General features: G+C 37.1%; 24 protein-coding genes, 1 pseudogene and 1 other annotated feature. Of the genes and pseudogenes, 23 read left to right on the forward strand and 2 right to left on the reverse strand.

Annotated features, from left to right (window positions below; translation table 11 throughout):
- Positions 1-118 precede the first annotated feature (118 nt).
- From uvrB to ACESNQ_RS00285, 6 genes are read left to right on the forward strand one after another with little or no spacing between them, the layout of a single operon-like run.
- On the forward strand, positions 119-2,107 hold the full coding sequence (gene uvrB / locus ACESNQ_RS00260) for an excinuclease ABC subunit UvrB (protein ID WP_070678101.1): 1,989 nt from the start codon (positions 119-121) through the stop codon (positions 2,105-2,107).
- Between the two features lie 14 nt (positions 2,108-2,121).
- Positions 2,122-2,748, forward strand: a complete 627-nt coding sequence (locus ACESNQ_RS00265) for an NAD(P)H-dependent oxidoreductase (RefSeq protein WP_373074165.1) — start codon at positions 2,122-2,124, stop codon at positions 2,746-2,748.
- Positions 2,745-3,296, forward strand: coding sequence for a hypothetical protein (locus ACESNQ_RS00270; protein WP_373074167.1), 552 nt, complete (start codon positions 2,745-2,747; stop codon positions 3,294-3,296). Before ACESNQ_RS00265 ends, ACESNQ_RS00270 begins: the two co-directional genes overlap by 4 nt.
- Positions 3,293-3,793, forward strand: a complete 501-nt coding sequence (locus ACESNQ_RS00275; RefSeq protein WP_373074169.1) for a hypothetical protein — start codon at positions 3,293-3,295, stop codon at positions 3,791-3,793. Before ACESNQ_RS00270 ends, ACESNQ_RS00275 begins: the two co-directional genes overlap by 4 nt.
- A gap of 2 nt (positions 3,794-3,795) precedes the next feature.
- Complete coding sequence (locus ACESNQ_RS00280; protein WP_373074170.1) at positions 3,796-4,230, forward strand: hypothetical protein; 435 nt, start codon at positions 3,796-3,798, stop codon at positions 4,228-4,230.
- Between the two features lie 19 nt (positions 4,231-4,249).
- On the forward strand, positions 4,250-4,717 hold the full coding sequence (locus ACESNQ_RS00285; RefSeq protein WP_373074172.1) for an 8-oxo-dGTP diphosphatase: 468 nt from the start codon (positions 4,250-4,252) through the stop codon (positions 4,715-4,717).
- Here the strand turns inward: ACESNQ_RS00285 and ACESNQ_RS00290 are convergent.
- Positions 4,714-5,229 carry a transcription repressor NadR gene (locus ACESNQ_RS00290; RefSeq protein ID WP_254724281.1) on the reverse strand — a complete coding sequence of 172 codons (516 nt, stop codon included), beginning with the start codon at positions 5,227-5,229 and terminating at the stop codon, positions 4,714-4,716. The two genes, ACESNQ_RS00285 and ACESNQ_RS00290, sit on opposite strands and share 4 nt — an antisense overlap.
- 18 nt (positions 5,230-5,247) lie before the next feature.
- Entirely contained in the window at positions 5,248-5,775 is a 528-nt protein-coding gene (locus tag ACESNQ_RS00295) for an ECF transporter S component (protein ID WP_373074175.1), read from the reverse strand.
- Positions 5,776-6,410: 635 nt separating this feature from the next.
- Positions 6,411-6,546, forward strand: a sequence feature (ribosomal protein L10 leader region).
- A gap of 38 nt (positions 6,547-6,584) precedes the next feature.
- On the opposite strand from ACESNQ_RS00295, the gene rplJ reads away from it, so the two are divergent.
- The 17 genes and pseudogenes from rplJ (at position 6,585) to ACESNQ_RS00380 (ending at position 17,910) form a co-directional block, all read left to right on the forward strand.
- Positions 6,585-7,085, forward strand: coding sequence for a 50S ribosomal protein L10 (gene rplJ / locus ACESNQ_RS00300; protein ID WP_006152070.1), 501 nt, complete (start codon positions 6,585-6,587; stop codon positions 7,083-7,085).
- Positions 7,086-7,160: 75 nt separating this feature from the next.
- Positions 7,161-7,529 (forward strand): 50S ribosomal protein L7/L12, encoded by a 369-nt coding sequence (gene rplL, locus ACESNQ_RS00305; protein ID WP_001196963.1) that lies wholly within the window; start codon positions 7,161-7,163, stop codon positions 7,527-7,529.
- Between the two features lie 201 nt (positions 7,530-7,730).
- Positions 7,731-7,904 carry a hypothetical protein gene (locus ACESNQ_RS00310; protein WP_000159607.1) on the forward strand — a complete coding sequence of 58 codons (174 nt, stop codon included), beginning with the start codon at positions 7,731-7,733 and terminating at the stop codon, positions 7,902-7,904.
- Entirely contained in the window at positions 7,901-8,680 is a 780-nt protein-coding gene (locus tag ACESNQ_RS00315; RefSeq protein WP_000822760.1) for a replication initiator protein A, read from the forward strand. The genes ACESNQ_RS00310 and ACESNQ_RS00315 overlap by 4 nt, the downstream gene beginning before the upstream one ends.
- A 98-nt stretch (positions 8,681-8,778) precedes the next feature.
- A complete protein-coding gene (gene dcm, locus ACESNQ_RS00320) occupies positions 8,779-10,137 on the forward strand; it encodes a DNA (cytosine-5-)-methyltransferase (RefSeq protein ID WP_049498281.1) in 1,359 nt (452 codons plus the stop codon).
- Positions 10,121-10,570, forward strand: coding sequence for a hypothetical protein (locus ACESNQ_RS00325; protein WP_373074177.1), 450 nt, complete (start codon positions 10,121-10,123; stop codon positions 10,568-10,570). The genes dcm and ACESNQ_RS00325 overlap by 17 nt, the downstream gene beginning before the upstream one ends.
- A complete protein-coding gene (locus ACESNQ_RS00330) occupies positions 10,563-10,943 on the forward strand; it encodes a thioredoxin domain-containing protein (RefSeq protein ID WP_001845485.1) in 381 nt (126 codons plus the stop codon). Before ACESNQ_RS00325 ends, ACESNQ_RS00330 begins: the two co-directional genes overlap by 8 nt.
- Positions 10,944-10,955: 12 nt before the next feature.
- A complete protein-coding gene (locus ACESNQ_RS00335) occupies positions 10,956-11,189 on the forward strand; it encodes a hypothetical protein (protein ID WP_000840776.1) in 234 nt (77 codons plus the stop codon).
- Positions 11,190-11,191: 2 nt separating this feature from the next.
- Positions 11,192-11,779 (forward strand): CPBP family intramembrane glutamic endopeptidase, encoded by a 588-nt coding sequence (locus ACESNQ_RS00340; protein WP_373074181.1) that lies wholly within the window; start codon positions 11,192-11,194, stop codon positions 11,777-11,779.
- Positions 11,780-12,068: 289 nt separating this feature from the next.
- On the forward strand, positions 12,069-12,704 hold the full coding sequence (locus tag ACESNQ_RS00345; protein WP_373074182.1) for a hypothetical protein: 636 nt from the start codon (positions 12,069-12,071) through the stop codon (positions 12,702-12,704).
- A 30-nt stretch (positions 12,705-12,734) separates the two neighbouring features.
- Positions 12,735-12,991, forward strand: a pseudogene (locus tag ACESNQ_RS00350) (CPBP family intramembrane glutamic endopeptidase); the annotation flags it as partial.
- A gap of 200 nt (positions 12,992-13,191) precedes the next feature.
- Positions 13,192-13,329, forward strand: a complete 138-nt coding sequence (locus ACESNQ_RS00355; protein ID WP_094753897.1) for a SapB/AmfS family lantipeptide — start codon at positions 13,192-13,194, stop codon at positions 13,327-13,329.
- Between the two features lie 792 nt (positions 13,330-14,121).
- On the forward strand, positions 14,122-14,421 hold the full coding sequence (locus ACESNQ_RS00360; RefSeq protein ID WP_373074184.1) for a hypothetical protein: 300 nt from the start codon (positions 14,122-14,124) through the stop codon (positions 14,419-14,421).
- Positions 14,411-14,899: a hypothetical protein gene (locus ACESNQ_RS00365; RefSeq protein WP_048791736.1), complete on the forward strand. Its 489-nt coding sequence runs from the start codon at positions 14,411-14,413 to the stop codon at positions 14,897-14,899. The genes ACESNQ_RS00360 and ACESNQ_RS00365 overlap by 11 nt, the downstream gene beginning before the upstream one ends.
- Positions 14,899-16,776, forward strand: a complete 1,878-nt coding sequence (locus ACESNQ_RS00370) for a VirD4-like conjugal transfer protein, CD1115 family (RefSeq protein WP_373074701.1) — start codon at positions 14,899-14,901, stop codon at positions 16,774-16,776. Before ACESNQ_RS00365 ends, ACESNQ_RS00370 begins: the two co-directional genes overlap by 1 nt.
- A gap of 20 nt (positions 16,777-16,796) precedes the next feature.
- Positions 16,797-17,039, forward strand: coding sequence for a hypothetical protein (locus ACESNQ_RS00375; RefSeq protein WP_000627865.1), 243 nt, complete (start codon positions 16,797-16,799; stop codon positions 17,037-17,039).
- 16 nt (positions 17,040-17,055) lie between these two features.
- Positions 17,056-17,910 carry a VirB6/TrbL-like conjugal transfer protein, CD1112 family gene (locus tag ACESNQ_RS00380; protein WP_373074189.1) on the forward strand — a complete coding sequence of 285 codons (855 nt, stop codon included), beginning with the start codon at positions 17,056-17,058 and terminating at the stop codon, positions 17,908-17,910.
- Positions 17,911-17,957 lie beyond the last annotated feature (47 nt).

Genomic DNA, 17,957 nt, shown 5'->3' on the forward strand with positions numbered 1-17,957 from the left:
TTTATATTTCGATGTAAGAAGATATAACATAGAACAAAGTGAGGTGGTCTGTTGAGAAACAGAAACTCTTTCCTTTTTATGGTAAAATAGAAGGATAGAAAATGTATATGAGGCTATTATGATAAATCGAATTACAGACAACAAATTTAAACTAGTATCCAAATACCAACCGTCTGGGGACCAACCGCAGGCCATTGAACAGTTGGTGGATAATATTGAGGGTGGAGAAAAGGCGCAAATCCTGATGGGAGCGACTGGTACGGGGAAGACCTATACCATGAGCCAGGTCATTGCTCAAGTTAATAAGCCAACCCTAGTCATTGCCCACAATAAAACTCTTGCAGGGCAACTATATGGGGAGTTCAAGGAATTTTTCCCTGAAAACGCGGTCGAGTATTTCGTATCCTATTACGATTACTACCAGCCGGAAGCCTATGTGCCATCAAGCGATACCTACATCGAAAAAGATAGTTCTGTTAATGATGAAATTGACAAGCTTCGTCACTCCGCAACATCAGCCCTCTTGGAGCGTAATGACGTTATCATTGTAGCATCTGTATCTTGTATCTATGGTTTGGGTTCTCCTAAAGAATACGCTGATAGCGTGGTAAGTTTGCGTCCGGGTCTTGAGATTTCTCGAGATAAACTGCTTAATGATTTGGTGGACATTCAGTTTGAGCGCAATGACATTGATTTTCAGCGTGGAAGATTCCGTGTCCGTGGGGATGTGGTGGAGATTTTCCCAGCCTCTCGTGATGAGCATGCCTTTCGTGTTGAGTTTTTCGGGGATGAAATTGATCGTATTCGTGAAGTCGAAGCTCTGACTGGTCAAGTTCTCGGCGAAGTGGATCATTTGGCGATTTTCCCAGCGACTCACTTTGTGACTAATGATGACCATATGGAAGTAGCTATTGCTAAGATTGAGGCTGAGTTGGAGGAGCAGTTAGCTATCTTTGAGAAGGAAGGTAAACTCCTTGAAGCTCAACGTTTGAAACAGCGAACAGAATACGATATCGAGATGCTGCGTGAGATGGGTTATACAAACGGGGTTGAAAACTACTCACGCCACATGGATGGACGAAGCGAAGGAGAGCCACCGTACACCCTTCTTGATTTCTTCCCAGATGATTTTTTGATTATGATTGATGAGAGCCACATGACTATGGGACAGATCAAGGGCATGTATAATGGAGATCGTTCACGTAAGGAAATGTTGGTTAATTACGGTTTCCGTTTGCCATCTGCCTTGGATAATCGTCCTCTTCGTCGTGAAGAGTTTGAAAGTCATGTTCACCAAATTGTCTATGTGTCAGCGACACCTGGTGATTATGAACACGAACAGACTGATACCGTGATTGAACAAATCATTCGTCCGACTGGTCTTTTGGATCCAGAAGTGGAAGTCCGTCCAACTATGGGACAGATTGATGACCTCCTAGGTGAGATCAATGCCCGTGTTGAAAAGAACGAACGGACCTTTATTACAACCTTGACCAAGAAAATGGCTGAAGACTTGACTGACTACTTCAAAGAAATGGGCATCAAGGTCAAATACATGCACTCAGATATCAAGACTCTGGAGCGAACAGAGATTATCCGTGACCTGCGTTTAGGAGTCTTTGATGTCTTGGTAGGGATTAACCTCCTTCGTGAAGGGATTGACGTTCCAGAGGTGAGTCTAGTTGCTATTCTCGATGCGGATAAGGAAGGTTTCCTTCGTAACGAACGTGGCCTGATCCAGACCATTGGTCGTGCTGCCCGTAATAGCGAGGGGCATGTCATCATGTATGCGGACACGATGACGCAGTCTATGCAAAAAGCCATCGATGAAACGGCTCGCCGTCGTAAAATCCAGATGGCTTATAATGAAGAACACGGTATCGTGCCACAAACGATTAAGAAAGAAATCCGTGACTTAATCTCTGTAACCAAGGCAGTTGCCAAGGAAGAAGACAAGGAAGTCGATATCAATAGCCTCAATAAACAAGAACGTAAAGAACTGGTAAAGAAACTGGAAAAACAAATGCAAGAAGCCGTCGAAGTGCTTGACTTTGAACTCGCAGCTCAAATCCGTGATATGATGTTGGAAGTCAAGGCGTTGGATTAGATAGGAGAAGACGAATGAAAATTCTAGTCATCAATGGACACCCTGATAAGGAAAGTTACTGTCAGGCTATTTTTCAAACCATTGTAGAAAATATTGACTCAGATCGCCATGAACTTGAAGTCATCAACTTTAATGAGGAGGACTTTGATCCTGTTTTACGTTATGGCTATCGAAAACGTATGGAAGAAGATTCTTTTATCCTTCGTTCCCAAGAATTAATCCAGTGGGCGGATCACCTGATCTTCGTTTATCCCATCTGGTGGAGTAGTATGCCGAGCCTTATGAAGGGCTGGATTGATCGGGTTTTTACACCGGGGATTGCTTACTCTGCTAATGATCAAGGAAGCTTCATCTGGAATTACCTTAGAGGCAAGCAGTTTAAAAAGTTATTAAAAGGGAAAACAGCCAGTATTTACGCAACCTCCATGGCGCCCACTTGGTGGTACAAAATCTTTTCGGGTCCTATCAACATTCCAGATAGCTATGGCATCTCAGTTTTGAAAAATGCCGTCTTGAATCACTGTGGAATTAAAACCAAGCGCGTGTGCATACTAGGTGAAGTCGGACGAGATGTGAACACTGCTAGCATACGGGAACACCATCTCCAAAAGGTAGCTGAAGAAGTTAAAAAACTATCATGAAACAAGATAATAAAAAAGAGAAAACATCAAAAAAACACTATAAGCAAAATCGAAAAATGAGCTGGCTAGATAAAGTAAAATTGTGGTTGTTACAGCATTCAAAAATAGCTTTTCTATTAGATTGTAGTGTATTTTGGTTTTCAGCTATCGGGTTATTTTATTTGTTGCTTGGAACAACTTTTGTTCCAAAACCATATCAAAACCTCAATTATGTCTTTCCGCTTATTATGAATCTAATATTCTTAGTGAATATACTTTATCAGGGTATTTTTAGAGATAATTTCGATGGAATGACTAGAGTTCAAGATTTTGCAAATCCATTCTTGTACCTAAATGGAGTAGGTTTGTTGTTTCACTCATTTTTCGGAATAATGGGTAAAAATAGAAAGTCTATTCCTCCCTTGCTAACCTTAGATCACTGCTACATCTGGTTTCCAATCCTTACTTATATAATTTTCTTCTTAGTACCTGCTTTAATCATTTTAATTTCCAAGCATATTGAAAAGAAAAATGGACAAGAAGAAAATAGGGAAAGTCCACTCAAATGAAAAAGAATAAAAGAAATTCAAATACAAAAAAGAATCTCTCAAGGAGAGAAAGTTTTCATCTTTGGCTAGATTCTCATAAATTTTTAGGATTCTTCTTGATCCTCGGTCTTGTCCTAGCAATAGGACTAAGTTTGAATCTAATTTTTGAAAGTCTTCCTATTCCTTCGCCATACAGAGATATCAACTATAGTTTTCCACTATATATAAATCTTTTTTGTCTGATATATCGGTTATTTGACTATTGGTTCCTAGACTTGTCTGGGGCAAGGATGACAATAAAAAGATTCGCAGATTTATTTATCTATCTTAATAGTATCGGTTTAATAGTTCATCTCTTTATCGGGGTTGGTGGAAAAAATAGTAAAGGGATTTTGCCATCTCTCTTATCCCTAGATCACCGCTATATTTGGTTTCCTATAGCAACCTATCTGGTCTTTTTTACCGTAGCTGCTTTAATGATTTTATTTATGAGATATATTGAAAAGAAAAGGAGTTAATCATGAGAAAACATCTAACAATATTTAGGATTCTTTACCTACTGTTCTTGGTATTTGCCTTAATTCATTTTGTCCTAGGTTTATTTGGTTTAGCTTTTACCCCAGTTTTGTGGAATGTCTGGTTTTTTGGTCTCTGCTTAACCCTATTTATCCATCCATGGACAATCTTTTATAAAACAAGAATCTTTCAATGGCATCATTTGATTTTTCAAGCTCTCAGCGGATTCTTTGCTCTCATAATCTGGTTCGTGATATTTTTCTTTTTCTCCATGGTTCCAGATTCATCTATGCCAATCAATATAGACTACTACGTTAATAAAGAAAATAATGAAATTAGAATCATCAGAGGTTCCTTGCTCCATGAAATTCATGAATATCATGACTTAGTTAATCCTTTGATTATGAAATCTAAAGTTAAGTATAAGATAGAAAATTAAAGATTAGAAAGTGAGTCCTATGTCTCGAGCACAATTAACCATTCTTACTAATATTTGTATGATTGAAGATCTAGAAAAGCAGCGCGTGGTCATGCAGTATCGTTCACCCGAAAGCAATCGCTGGTCTGGCTATGCCTTTCCAGGAGGACATGTCGAAGACGGAGAGGCTTTTGCAGAGTCAGTTATTCGCGAAATATACGAGGAAACAGGTCTGACGATTCAAAATCCTCAACTTGTCGGCATTAAAAATTGGCCCTTAGATACAGGTGAGCGTTATATTGTCTTTTGTTACAAGGCGACTGAGTTTACTGGTACTCTACAATCATCTGAAGAAGGAGAAGTTTCCTGGGTACAAAAAGACCAGATTCCATATTTGGATCTGGCCTATGATATGTTAGCTTTGATGAAGATGATGGAAGCTCCAGACAAGTCTGAATTTTTCTACCGTCATCGTACAGAAGACGGATGGGAAAAAAGAACTTTTTAATCCTTTACCAAATACCCTAACTTGTCCAAGGCCTTCTCGATATAGAGGAGGTCTTGTTCGTTTTCAGCTTCGACTAGGTGATAATGGACGCCATCTGTTAATTCAGAAAGTGGTCTAAAGTCAGACCGTTCGACTTGCTCTAAAAAATGCTGAACGTCACGGCGACAAGAGAGTTTGAGCAAGGTTTCAATTTCCCCGTAGACAGGATGATCAATTAAGGTATTCTGAACACGTCCCCCATTATCGACGATAGCTAGAAGTTCTTGACCAATTTCTTCCATCTCGTGCTTTACTTTAAACAGCTTGTGAACATACGGATTGGTTTTGCTTTCTTTATAAATATATCCACGATTGGTTGATAAGATAGGAGCACCGTCTGCACGAAGAACTGCAATGTCTTGAACGATAATCTGGCGAGTGACATGAAAATGTTCTGCTAAGCTTTTTCCGTTTTGAGGTTTTTGAGCTTCTTTTAAGAGTTGTAGAAGTGCTTCTTTTCGATTTTTTGTCATATTCTTCTTTCTTAACGCTTAACGGCGTTTTTTCAATGCTTTATAAACAGCTAATGCTAAGTAATAGTCTACCATACTATGAATAATTGTACCAATACCAACCAGTACAAAGAGAACATAGAACATATTTTTTAGGTCTGTTCCTGTACTAGCATAGAAGATAATACAAGCAAAGACTTCGGCAATAGCGTGTACTAAACCAAGTATAAAGTTAAAAATCAAGGAAGATTTTGGATTATCTAAGGTTTGAGGATGTTTTTGCAGATAGAAGGCTCCCAAAGTGCCGAAAAAGATATGGGAGAAAGCTCGAAGTACAATGACAATTGGATAACCAGCCATGAGGAATCCTAGGCTAGAAGCTATAATGACAAAGATTGCCATCCAAGGAGAAAGAAACATAGCGATAAAGATTGCAACGTGGCTTCCTAGGGTGTAAGAAGCGGGCGGAATAACAATCTTGAAGGGCATCACCAAGGGAATCAAAATAGCAATAGCGGTTAGCAATGCGGTTAAAGTCATGAATTGGGTTTTCTTTTGTGTATTCATAATAACTCCTTTTATATGTATATACAGTTGTATAGTACACTAAATAATATTATCCGTCAAGATAGAAATTGAATTTTGAAGGAAAAATAGTTAAAATAAAGTAAAGTATCTTAGAAAGAATAGAGAGTTAAGATGGTAGATATTCTTTATCCAATTTTTATCATTCATTACATATCTAAGCAGAAAAAATTAGGATTCCAAGTATCTAAATTTACTACATATACAGCCTATAGTTTCTTAATGATTTCGATAATAAGAATCGCATTTGGTTCCTTAGCTCTGATTGTTTTCTCGATACCCATATTCGGTTTCCTCTATTTCAGTATCATAGGGCTCATTCTTTATCATATTAGCATTATTTATGGCGTAATCCTACTTTTCTTGTCATTAACTTTTTTCTTAGACAATCAAAAATCTAATCAGGATATTCAAACCATGGAAAATACTCCATTCATATTTCATGTGTTAATGTTGATCTTTCATGCGCTCTTAATCTATAATACCTTGGTACCAATCTTTTCCATTTACTGAGAAAATATTTAAATATTCTTCTCTAAGTGTCAGTAGAACTGAGAAAAAACTCAAATTTTTTTAAAAAATACTTGCTTTGATAGAATTCTTGTGATATACTTATAGACGGTTTGAAAAAACTGCCTAAGACAGTAGGGGAGCAAGACTCATAAATATCCTACCGAGGACAAAACGTATCATGTAAAAAGAAGCGTATTGTACTTTCGTGTCTAGGTTTGGGCGCGTTTTTCTTTTGGAAAAATTCCCCAAGCAAAATAATTACGGAGGTGAACACACTAATGAGTGAAGCAATTATTGCTAAAAAAGCGGAACTAGTTGACGTAGTAGCTGAGAAAATGAAAGCTGCTGCATCAATCGTCGTTGTAGACGCTCGTGGTTTGACAGTTGAACAAGATACAGTTCTTCGTCGTGAGCTTCGTGGAAGCGAAGTTGAGTATAAAGTTATTAAAAACTCAATCTTACGTCGTGCAGCTGAAAAAGCTGGTCTTGAAGATCTTGCATCTGTTTTTGTTGGACCATCTGCAGTAGCATTTTCTAACGAAGATGTTATCGCGCCAGCGAAAATCTTGAACGACTTTTCTAAAAACGCTGAAGCACTTGAAATCAAAGGTGGTGCAATCGAAGGCGCTGTCGCATCAAAAGAAGAAATCGTTGCTCTTGCAACTCTTCCAAGTCGCGAAGGACTTCTTTCTATGCTCCTTTCTGTACTTCAAGCGCCAGTGCGCAACGTTGCTCTTGCAGTCAAAGCGGTTGCAGACAACAAAGAAGACGCAGCTTAATCATAAGCTACGCAGCGTAGCCTAGCTACAAAAAAATAACAAAATTAAATTTAAACTTATTTGGAGGAAATAACAATGGCATTGAACATTGAAAACATTATTGCTGAAATTAAAGAAGCTTCAATCCTTGAATTGAACGACCTTGTAAAAGCTATCGAAGAAGAATTTGGTGTAACTGCAGCTGCTCCTGTAGCTGTTGCTGCAGCTGGTGCTGCTGACGCTGGTGCTGCTAAAGACTCATTTGACGTTGAATTGACAGCTGCTGGTGACAAAAAAGTTGGCGTTATCAAAGTTGTACGTGAAATCACTGGTCTTGGACTTAAAGAAGCTAAAGAACTTGTTGATGGTGCACCAGCACTTGTTAAAGAAGGCGTTGCAACTGCAGAAGCTGAAGAAATCAAAGCTAAATTGGAAGAAGCTGGAGCTTCAGTTACTCTTAAATAAGAGGCATATACCAATTAGAATTCGGAATACTATAGTATCAGCCTTTTAGAATCGTGAACACATTTTAGAAACTGATAAATTAATTTAGTTTCCTACCAAAAACCCTACCAAAAATTAATTTGGCAGGGTTTTTCTTTTTAACAAATTTATCGTGGAGAACAATTGAATATTGTTCTCCTTTTTTTATTTTCAGGAGGGAAAATGACAAAAGAATTACAATCATCACGCTATATTGTCATTTCATTTTTAGTACGTGAAATGGGAATTGATATTGTTGAAGCCATCTCTCTTATGGCAGAATTAGAAAAAAGTGGCTTGGTTCGATTGGAATCAAGTGGAGATTTAATACTCAAAGAACTAGGAGGAGCTCTATGAAACGAATTACCGCAAATCAATACCATACTTCAGAACGGTATTATAAATTACCTAAAATTCTTTTTGAGGATGAAAAATATATGGATATGAAACTAGAAGTAAAGGTGGCTTATTCTATTTTAAAAGATCGTTTAGAATTATCTCTCAGTCGTGGTTGGATAGATGAAGAAGGGGCGGTTTATTTAGTATTTTCTAATTCTAAACTGATGAAGTTGTTAGGTTGTTCTAAGTCAAAATTATTGTCCATCAAAAAGATTCTTAAAGAATATGACTTAATTGATGAAGTTCAACAGTCTTCAAGTGAGAAAGGGAGACTTGCTAATAAGATTTATTTAGGGGAATTGTCTTCTACCCCAGTAGCTAATTCAAACAGGCCTAGTGTTAAAAAAAGACTAGGGCAGGATGAAAATGAAACGGCCCCCGTCTCACATTCAGCCCCTAGTGAAACTGAAGTTAGTGAGACTAAATATAGTGAGACTGATTCTTTATTTATTGAGGATGAGGAGGAGAGGTATACTCAACCTATCTTGAAAAGAAAAGTAGAAAAGGTCACAAAATATGATCAAGATTATATTTGGGGATTGGTACAAGATCAATTTAGACGAGAAGGTTTTTCTGAAACAGCCAGTGAAATTGCTATGACTGATTTTGAGAGAATCTATCAGTATGCTCTTGACAATGTTCGCTTTGTTAGAAGAGCGGAAGTACTTGCTGAATTTGTGTTTAATGGCCTGTATTCTGTTTGGAATAACCGTGTTAGAAAAGGAGGTGGTTAGATGTCGTCAATCGAGTGGATATTAGTTTTGCTCATTTTAATTTCAAGCGGTATGACTCTTTGGGCATTGATAGTCGATCAGAAAGGGGTGATAAAGAAATGAGATTTATTGATTTATTTTCAGGTATCGGTGGCTTTCGACTTGGAATGGAAAGTGTCGGACACGAGTGTATTGGATTTTGCGAGATTGATAAATTTGCTAGAGAATCTTATAAATCCATTTTTCAAACGGAAGGAGAAATCGAATTTCATGACATACGAGATGTTTCAGATGACGAATTTAAAAAACTTAGAGGGAAAGTCGATATCATCTGTGGGGGATTCCCTTGTCAAGCATTTTCAATCGCAGGAAGACGATTGGGATTTGAAGATATTAGAGGAACTTTGTTCTTCGAAATTGCTCGGGCGGCCAAACAAATCCAACCACGTTTTCTTTTTCTTGAAAATGTTAAAGGCTTACTCAATCACGATAAGGGACGGACGTTCACCACAATCCTTACCACACTTGATGAGTTGGGGTTTGATGTTGAGTGGCAGGTGCTTAACAGTAAGGATTTTGGCGTTCCCCAAAACAGAGAGAGGGTGTTTATTATCGGACATTCTAGAAAGAAAGGTACCAGACTCTTATTTCCTTTCAGACGAGAAGGTCAAGCAACTAACTCTGAGAATTTGAAAGCACTAGGAAATTTGAATCCATCAAGAAGTGGAATGAGTGGTAAAGTCTATTATTCAGAAGGTCTTGCGCCAACCTTAGTTCGTGGAAAAGGAGAAGGATTTAAAGTTGCGATTCCTTGTATGACACCAGACAGATTAGAAAAAAGACAAAATGGTAGACGTTTCAAGGATAATCAAGAGCCAATGTTTACTTTAAATACTCAGGATCGCCATGGTATTGTCGTTGTTGGGGATTTACCAACTAGCTTTAAGGAAACTGGTCGCGTCTATGGAAGTGAGGGCTTATCTCCAACACTGACTACGATGCAAGGAGGAGATAAAATCCCCAAAATACTGATTCCAGAACCAATCCAATTTCTAAAAGTACGGGAAGCAACGAAAAAAGGATATGCTCAAGCAGAGATTGGAGATTCAATCAATTTAGAAAGACCAAGTTCTCAGTATCGGCGTGGTAGAGTTGGAAAAGGTATAGCGAATACGTTAACAACTAGTGGTCAAATGGGAGTAGTAGTTGCTAGTTATGAAGGAGAAGATAAACAAGTTTATCATGTAGCCGGTGTATTAATAGATGGACAATTTTACCGTTTGAGAATACGACGAATCACTCCTAAAGAGTGTTTTCGCCTGCAGGGCTTTCCTGATTGGGCTTTTGAAGCTGCTAGAAAAGTCTCTAGTAATAGTCAGCTCTATAAACAAGCTGGTAATAGCGTAACAGTACCTGTGATTGCTGCAATCGCAAAGAAATTAAAAGAAGTAGAGGAAAAAGATGAAAGCTTTAAATAAAGAGTCAATACTAGATTGTGATGAATTAGAAACACAATTACATGATGCAGAGATCAAACAGCTGGATGAACAAATATTTTTGATGCCCAATTATCCATGTGAGTTTGAAGTGACATTTTTAGATGATTACCATAAAAAACATAATTACCCACTATTTTATGAATCCTATCTTCAAAACGTTATGGAATTCCTTGAAAGTCAGGATATAAAGAACGGAGCTGATGCCTTTGTAGATGATAATCAGAATCTTGTTTTTGTTTTATATGGACAAGGCTATCGAGCCGAGGGAAAAGAGGGAATACTTACAACCCAAGTAACTGTAAAAGCTTATGATGAAGACAAGAAACCGATTAACTTCGCAAATTTATTAGATTCCTTAATAGTCTCAGAATATCAAATGGAACCGAATCTTTGGGAGGTCTCCCATGATTGATCTCTATCTAAGTAAAAATAGCCAAAGAAATCAACTTCTTTTAGACTTCTTCCAAAACTATGGCATAGAGGTATCTTGTCATTCAGTTTCTGAAATGACAAAGGATAAATTAATTGAGATGATGAGCTATTCTTCTGATTGTTTTGAATTTTTATCTCCCAATTTATTACGATTTAAGAACCGTGACAATCTAAGATTAACGGATTTCGTTGAGATGATTTTAAAAAATCCTGAACTAACCATCAGACTTCCTCTTGCGGTTTCAAATAAGCGGGTTTATCCAAATCTGAATTTGGAAGAGGCTAGAGCTTTATTGCCAAGAGATACGAAACAATTGATTTACATGGCACAAACACATTATTTATCTAACTAAAGGAGAAGTAATATGGCTGAACGATTTTGGGAGAACTTGTCCATTATTTTGGCTGAAAGAAATATCAGCTGGATTGAGTTAACCAGAAAAATGTTTGCGGGAGAGTTTCACTATCCAAGTGAATTGAATCGTTTGTATCAAAAGATTCGCCACTATAAGATGGAACAACGAATGCCTCAAAGTCCATGGGTAGAAAGGATTGTGCAGGTATTAGATTTAGATTATGAAGATTTATTTCGGAGGTAACTATGAAAAGAATAATTCCAGTTTATATATTCCAACAAGTAAATGTCCTATTGGTATCTCTATACTTATTGAAATTTCTTTGTATCGGTGAGTTAACTATACTACAGATTCTCTATAGTTCGTCACTCATTTCTTTTTTATGGATGTATGGCCAACGTAAAAAAGCGCATAAGGTCAGTATGAAATCTAGGATGAAATGGATTGGTGTTGGATTTGTTAGCCTACTGATTATAAGTCTATGTTTTAGTCTAATCCATCCTCAAGGAACTACGAATCAAGCAAACTTAATTGGCCTTCAACATCAAGTTCCTTGGTTTTCATTTTTATTGTTCTTAATCAATGCGAGTATGGTTGAAGAATTTCTGTATCGAGAAATTTTATGGAACTTGGTCAGAAAATTAGATATTCGAGTTGCTTTGACAAGTGTTTTATTTGCCTTAGCACATCATCCAGGAACCATTCTAGCTTGGTGTTTATATGTTTCACTTGGGATGTTTTTAGGGCTTGTACGCTACAAATCGGACTTATGGGGCAGTATGGGGCTACATTTGGTGTGGAACCTACTAGTTTATAGTTTGCTGCTTTTTTAAAATAGGTGACCTGATTTTTAGATATTCATAATGAATGTAATTGTTGACAAATATGGACTAATTGCGTATAATGAAGATAGTTAAATGATATAATTACTTGTGGGCTAGTGGATATGGTCTGCACCCGCCTGTGGGCTCCGCTCTCAGTTCAGACTGTTTGTCGAGAAAAAGAATAGCAGGACTGCCTACCCTTGAGGAATAGATAGGGCATATCTAGCGTGAGGTGAAACTCAATACGTGGGAGAGAAGGAAGCAGGAGCTTCCTTCTCTTTTTTAGGAGAAAATTCAAATGACTTATACTTTGGAATGGCTAAAGACTTTTGATGGAGAGATTGATATTCTCAATATTAAGATGAATTGCTTGGCCAATACTATTGAGAAAAATGTTTCTCAGTACAAATATATTTATCAGACAAATATGGAGAACTGTCCTGAAATTATTCTATCAGTCCCAAACTCCTCCATTCCTCATCTTTTAGGATTATCTAGAGAACATCATGTTAATTTACCAACTAATAATGCAGGGAGTATTTTTGAAGGATTAAAAGATGATTGGACATTGGAACGTCTTAATAAAGCTGATAATGGTTGGTTCAACGAAAATAAATTCAAAATAGTTGGAACCTTGTTGCTCTATCAAATGTTACATGTAATGGAGTGTAAATTCTATACAACTGATGGCATTTTGAATAGAAGAGTCGGTCGCCGATTTAAAAGAGATTATATTTATTTTGTAGTCTTTAAATTAAGTAATGGTGTCAGTTATACAGTAGAATTATCACATGAAAAAGGTAATCAATACTTTCCAAGAAGCCTTAAAATCAATGATACCTCCGTTACAGATTGTAGAGAAATAGAGCTTAGACTCATTAATAAGATTCGATTTAAACCAGTTAAGGCAAGAAAGGTAAAATGGCCATCATGATTTAAAAATTGAAATCATGATTACATCACCATTCTTTTCTTAATCAATGCGAGTATGGTTGAAGAAATTTTGTATCGAGAAATTTTATGGAACTTGGTTAGAAAATTAGATATTCGAGTTGCTTTGACAAGTGTCTTATTTGCCTTAGCACATCATCCAGGAACCATTATAGCTTGGTGTTTGTATGTATCGCTGGGGATGTTTTCAGGACTTGTACGCTACAAATCGGACTTATGGGGCTACATTTGGTGTGGAACCTACTAGTTTATAGTTTGCTGCTTTTTTAAAATAGGTGACCTGATTTTTAGGTAACTTCTAAAACTAACTTCCAGCTTTGGGAGAGAGATGGAAGTTACTTTGAAAAGTTACGGAAACATTATTTTCTATGTGAAACATTGTATAATTGCTTGCATCTTACTGGTGGAGAGAGTATAATAAAGGTGGATAAAGTACTTAATCCCAAAAATTTAAATAGGAGGAGCTAGCTATGGCAGAAGAAGTATTAAATCTTCAATTAGTATCTGTTCAAGTTGACGAAACAGATGAAGTTGATGGAATGCGATTTAGTACATTCAGTACAAACCGTTGCGGTAACTGGAGTGCTTTTAGTTGGGCAAATTGTTAATTCATTTAAATTGTAAACTTTAGAGATACTCTGGAGTTATGGATGTCGTTCCAATATGTGCACGTTGGAATGTTAGTGCTTATATGGGGGGAACAGAATCCTCTCTTGATTGAAGACAAGCTAGTCATTAGGCTGGTTTGTCTTTTTGTCAACTGTAGTGGGTTGATATAATAGTATTAGTGAGTGGGATAAAAATTTCATTTAGTTTATTCAGTACAAATTTAACGGGTCAAGATTTATATACTGGTGGTGTTTTTGGGGCTGAGAGAAGTATCTTGATTTTATGTGTGGTTTTTATACTTACAGTTGTTCTGCTCCAAAGAGCTTGTAGAGAAGAATTAGCTCATAAAGGAAATTGATTATTTTGATATCAAAAAATGCACAGGATAACCTGATGCATTTTTTTAGCGACAATGCTTGCTACTTCCTTCTATCGAACTTAGACAATTTTAAATAAAAGAATGAAATATGCCCTACTGTATTTTTAGACGAAGAACGTTTGTTAATAATACTCAAATTTATTTCAAACTCTTTGATTAGTATGAATTTAGCTCGACAGAAAAATAAGAAATGTGATAAAAATTTCAACTACTCTTATCTATAATAAAGCTACCTGTTCTTTGAAAATTGAATCCACTCCGTCTTGATTAGCGTGCCTGTGTAAGTAGGGACTGAGAGTATTTCCCTGTGAAGGGCAACTGGCACAAGACGTGTGTGAGAATTTTCTAACAGACACGGAGTTTATCGTTACCAGACTTAAACGATGCGACAAACTAGATAAAGGAGTTAATCATGAAGGTAGTAAACTTGTATGATTTGAAACAAATGGGAAATAAAGGTGGTTGTACCATCCAATTGATTCATCACTTTCCTTTTGGTATGGGCTTAGGACATCTCAAAAAAGACTGCATTGAATTTAAACGTGTTGGTATCTTTAATGGGAAAGCAGTAGAAGTTACTCTTCGAGAACCTTATTCGAGAGATCTACTGCAGGTTGTCAAGTCGATTAAGCAACGTCAGAAATTGATAGCTTATCGTTATAAAGAAGGAAAGCTGCTATTTGTTAAGAAGGAGGCTTCAGATGTCCTCTGAACAACAGGAACGAATGGCAGTTCAATATGCTGAGCGTAGTCTTTTATTTACTGTAAAAAGTCTTTTAAAGATTCTAGAATGGTCTAGACGTCAGGCTTTAGCACAAGATTCCGCCTATAAGATAGGGGTGCAGAAATTAGAAGAATTGCTACAATCTCCTTATTCGATTGATACGATTAATCTGAAAAAAGATTTTTTAGACAAACCAATTGATATAGAGAAATTTAAAGCTTTTTTAGAGAAAGAAGAGATTCCTTTAGCCATCGCTTGGCAAGGGGATTCTCTACATTTCTACACGAAAGACCGTTCGATTCTAGACAATCATTTAGACCATCTGTTAGAAAAAATGGTTAATAATCCGGAGAAATTAGCTGATTTTACCATGGATAAGTCATTAGACGACGCAATTGATGAGGCTAAATCCCAAATTACCTTTAGACAAGAAGGAGCCGTCAAACAGAAAGAGATGGTGAGATGATGTACAGTGGAAAGAAATTCCTACTATTCTCACTGTTAGGTATCTTACTAGGCTATTTTTTTCATCGTTTGACGCTTTTGTATGATTCCTATACTGGAAATAGCTTAGATAAATGGACTCATCTCCTGATGGAAGGTCAAGATGAAGTTCTTCAGTCGCCATGGAATGTTTATTTTACTGGAAAATCAAGTGCTTTTTTTCTACTAGGTTTTGTGATGATGTTACTAGTTTATCTCTATCTAGAGACTGGTAAAAAACAATATCGAGAAGGAGTAGAATACGGGAGCGCCCGTTTTGGATCTCTAAAAGAAAAGAAGCTCTTTTACGGTAAAGAATTTTCTCATGATACGATTTTAGCACAAGATGTTCGTTTGACATTATTAGATAAAAAATCACCCCAATATGATAGAAATAAGAATATTGCGGTGATCGGAGGTTCAGGAAGTGGGAAGACATTTCGCTTTGTGAAACCCAATCTGATTCAGATGAATAGTTCAAATATTGTCGTGGATCCTAAAGATCACTTGGCCGAGAAAACAGGAAAACTCTTTTTAGAACATGGCTACCAAGTAAAGGTGTTAGATTTAGTCAATATGAAGAACTCAGATGGCTTCAATCCTTTTCGCTATATAGAGACAGAAAATGATTTGAATCGCATGCTGACGGTTTATTTTAATAACACCAAAGGCTCTGGCTCCCGTAGTGATCCATTTTGGGATGAAGCTTCTATGACTTTGGTACGAGCTTTAGCCTCTTACTTGGTCGATTTCTATAATCCACCCAAAACAAGAGAACAGCTCATTGAAGAGAGTCGTTTGAGTAAAACAGAATACCAAAACTTGTTGAAACGTCAAAAAAAAGAAGTGGAGGAGCGAAAAAAACGAGGGCGTTATCCAAGTTTTGCTGAAATCTCAAAACTCATTAAACACTTATCCAAGGGTGAAAACCAAGAAAAAAGTGTCTTAGAAATTCTATTTGAAAATTATGCTAAAAAGTATGGGACTGAAAATTTCACCATGCGAAATTGGGCAGATTTCCAAAATTATAAGGATAAGACTCTGGATTCTGTTATAGCTGTAACCACTGCTAAATTTGCCCTCTTCAATATTCAAAGTGTCATGGATTTGACCAAAAGAGATACCCTTGATATGAAGACATGGGGCCAGGAAAAATCAATGGTTTACTTAGTTATCCCAGATAACGATAGTACCTTTCGCTTTCTTTCAGCTCTCTTTTTTTCAACCGTATTTCAAACCCTAACAAGACAAGCAGATATTGATTTTAAGGGTCAATTGCCTCTTCATGTGAGAGTTTACTTAGATGAGTTCGCAAATATCGGAGAAATTCCAGATTTTGCTGAACAAACCTCAACAGTCCGTTCTCGTAATATGAGCCTCGTTCCCATTCTTCAAAATATTGCCCAACTTCAAGGGCTCTATAAAGAAAAAGAAGCTTGGAAAACCATTCTTGGGAACTGTGATAGCTTAGTCTACTTAGGTGGTAATGATGAAGATACCTTTAAATTTATGAGTGGCTTACTCGGTAAACAAACCATTGATGTTCGAAATACTAGTCGTTCCTTTGGCCAAACAGGGTCAGGATCCCTTTCTCATCAAAAGATTGCTCGTGATTTAATGACACCCGATGAAGTCGGAAATATGAAACGGCATGAATGCTTGGTCCGAATTGCTAATATGCCAGTCTTTAAAAGCAAAAAATACAATTCAATCAAGCATCCAAACTGGAAGTACCTAGCCAATCAAGAAACTGATGAACGGTGGTGGAACTATCAGATCAATCCTTTGAATCAAAGACAAGAAAATCATTTTGACGGCCTTAGAATTCGTGATCTAACTTTTGAATCTAGTTTAAAATAAAAATAGAAAAGAGGAAATAGATGATTACGCATTTTAAAGGTTTTGTTTATGGAGTGGACGCAAGTGCTATGTTTGCACAAGCTATGTCTTTGTTACAGAAGGGATTGATTGCGGTTGGTGCCTTTCTCGTTGTTGTAGGAATTGTCAATCTTGCAACCAATATTAAAGATGGTGGACCAGGTGTTCGGAATGCCATTCTTGAAATTGTCGGTGGTGTTATGGTAGGGGCTGCTGGAGCCTTTGTAACCCAGATTTCAATTTAGGAGGATAAACAATGACATGAATCTTAGTTTAGTCTCATCCTTTGTTTACCTTGCATCTGAAAAAATATCAGCTGAAAATTTATTTGAAGGATTTAATGTGGATTTACAATCTACGGTAGATCTGATTAAATCCCTATCTAGCTACAATCCAACAGTTTGGACTTATATGTCTAGTATTACTAAAAGTGTCATGCAGCCTCTTGGAGTTGCGATTTTATCAGTTGTTCTCATCTTGGAATTTTCGAAGATGGCAAAGAAAATTGCTAACTCTGGTGGAGCGATGACCTTTGAAGCATTAGCCCCGATGTTGATTAGTTATATTATGGTCGCAGTTGTAATTACTAACACTACCGTCATTGTAGAAGCCATCATCGGGATTGCGAGTCACGCCATTGAACAAGTGGCTTCGATTGTGGCTCACGGTGGGGCAAAGTATGATACGCTCTCTGGATTAAAAGGGTCAGGATTTATTGGCCGGATGATTGTGGGCTTTTTCGCCCTCCTCATTTGGCTAGTTCGGATAGTAAGTGCAGCCATGGTCAATCTTTTGGTATCCATTCGATTTATTCAACTCTACCTTATGATTCCATTTGCACCTCTTACGATTCCAACATTTTTAAGTGATGAATGGAAGTCTATTGGTATTGGCTATTTAAAAAATATTATGGTCTATGCGGTACAAGGGGTTCTTATTTTTCTGATTGTTTCTCTTGTTCCTTTGTTTGAATCTGCTGGGAAAATAGCTGTTTCAAATGGTGCAGGAGTCCTGCAATCACTTGCGATTATGTTTGGTAGTTTGGTACAAGCTATCTTACTGATTATTGCCCTCGTTGGTTCTCAACGTACGGCTCGCTCAATCTTAGGTATGTAATTAGATAAAGGCTAGGAAGTGGTTGCTTCTTAGCCTTTTTAGAAAGG

It is taken from the genome of Streptococcus infantis (genome assembly GCF_964243025.1).
Taxonomy (GTDB): domain Bacteria; phylum Bacillota; class Bacilli; order Lactobacillales; family Streptococcaceae; genus Streptococcus; species Streptococcus infantis_N.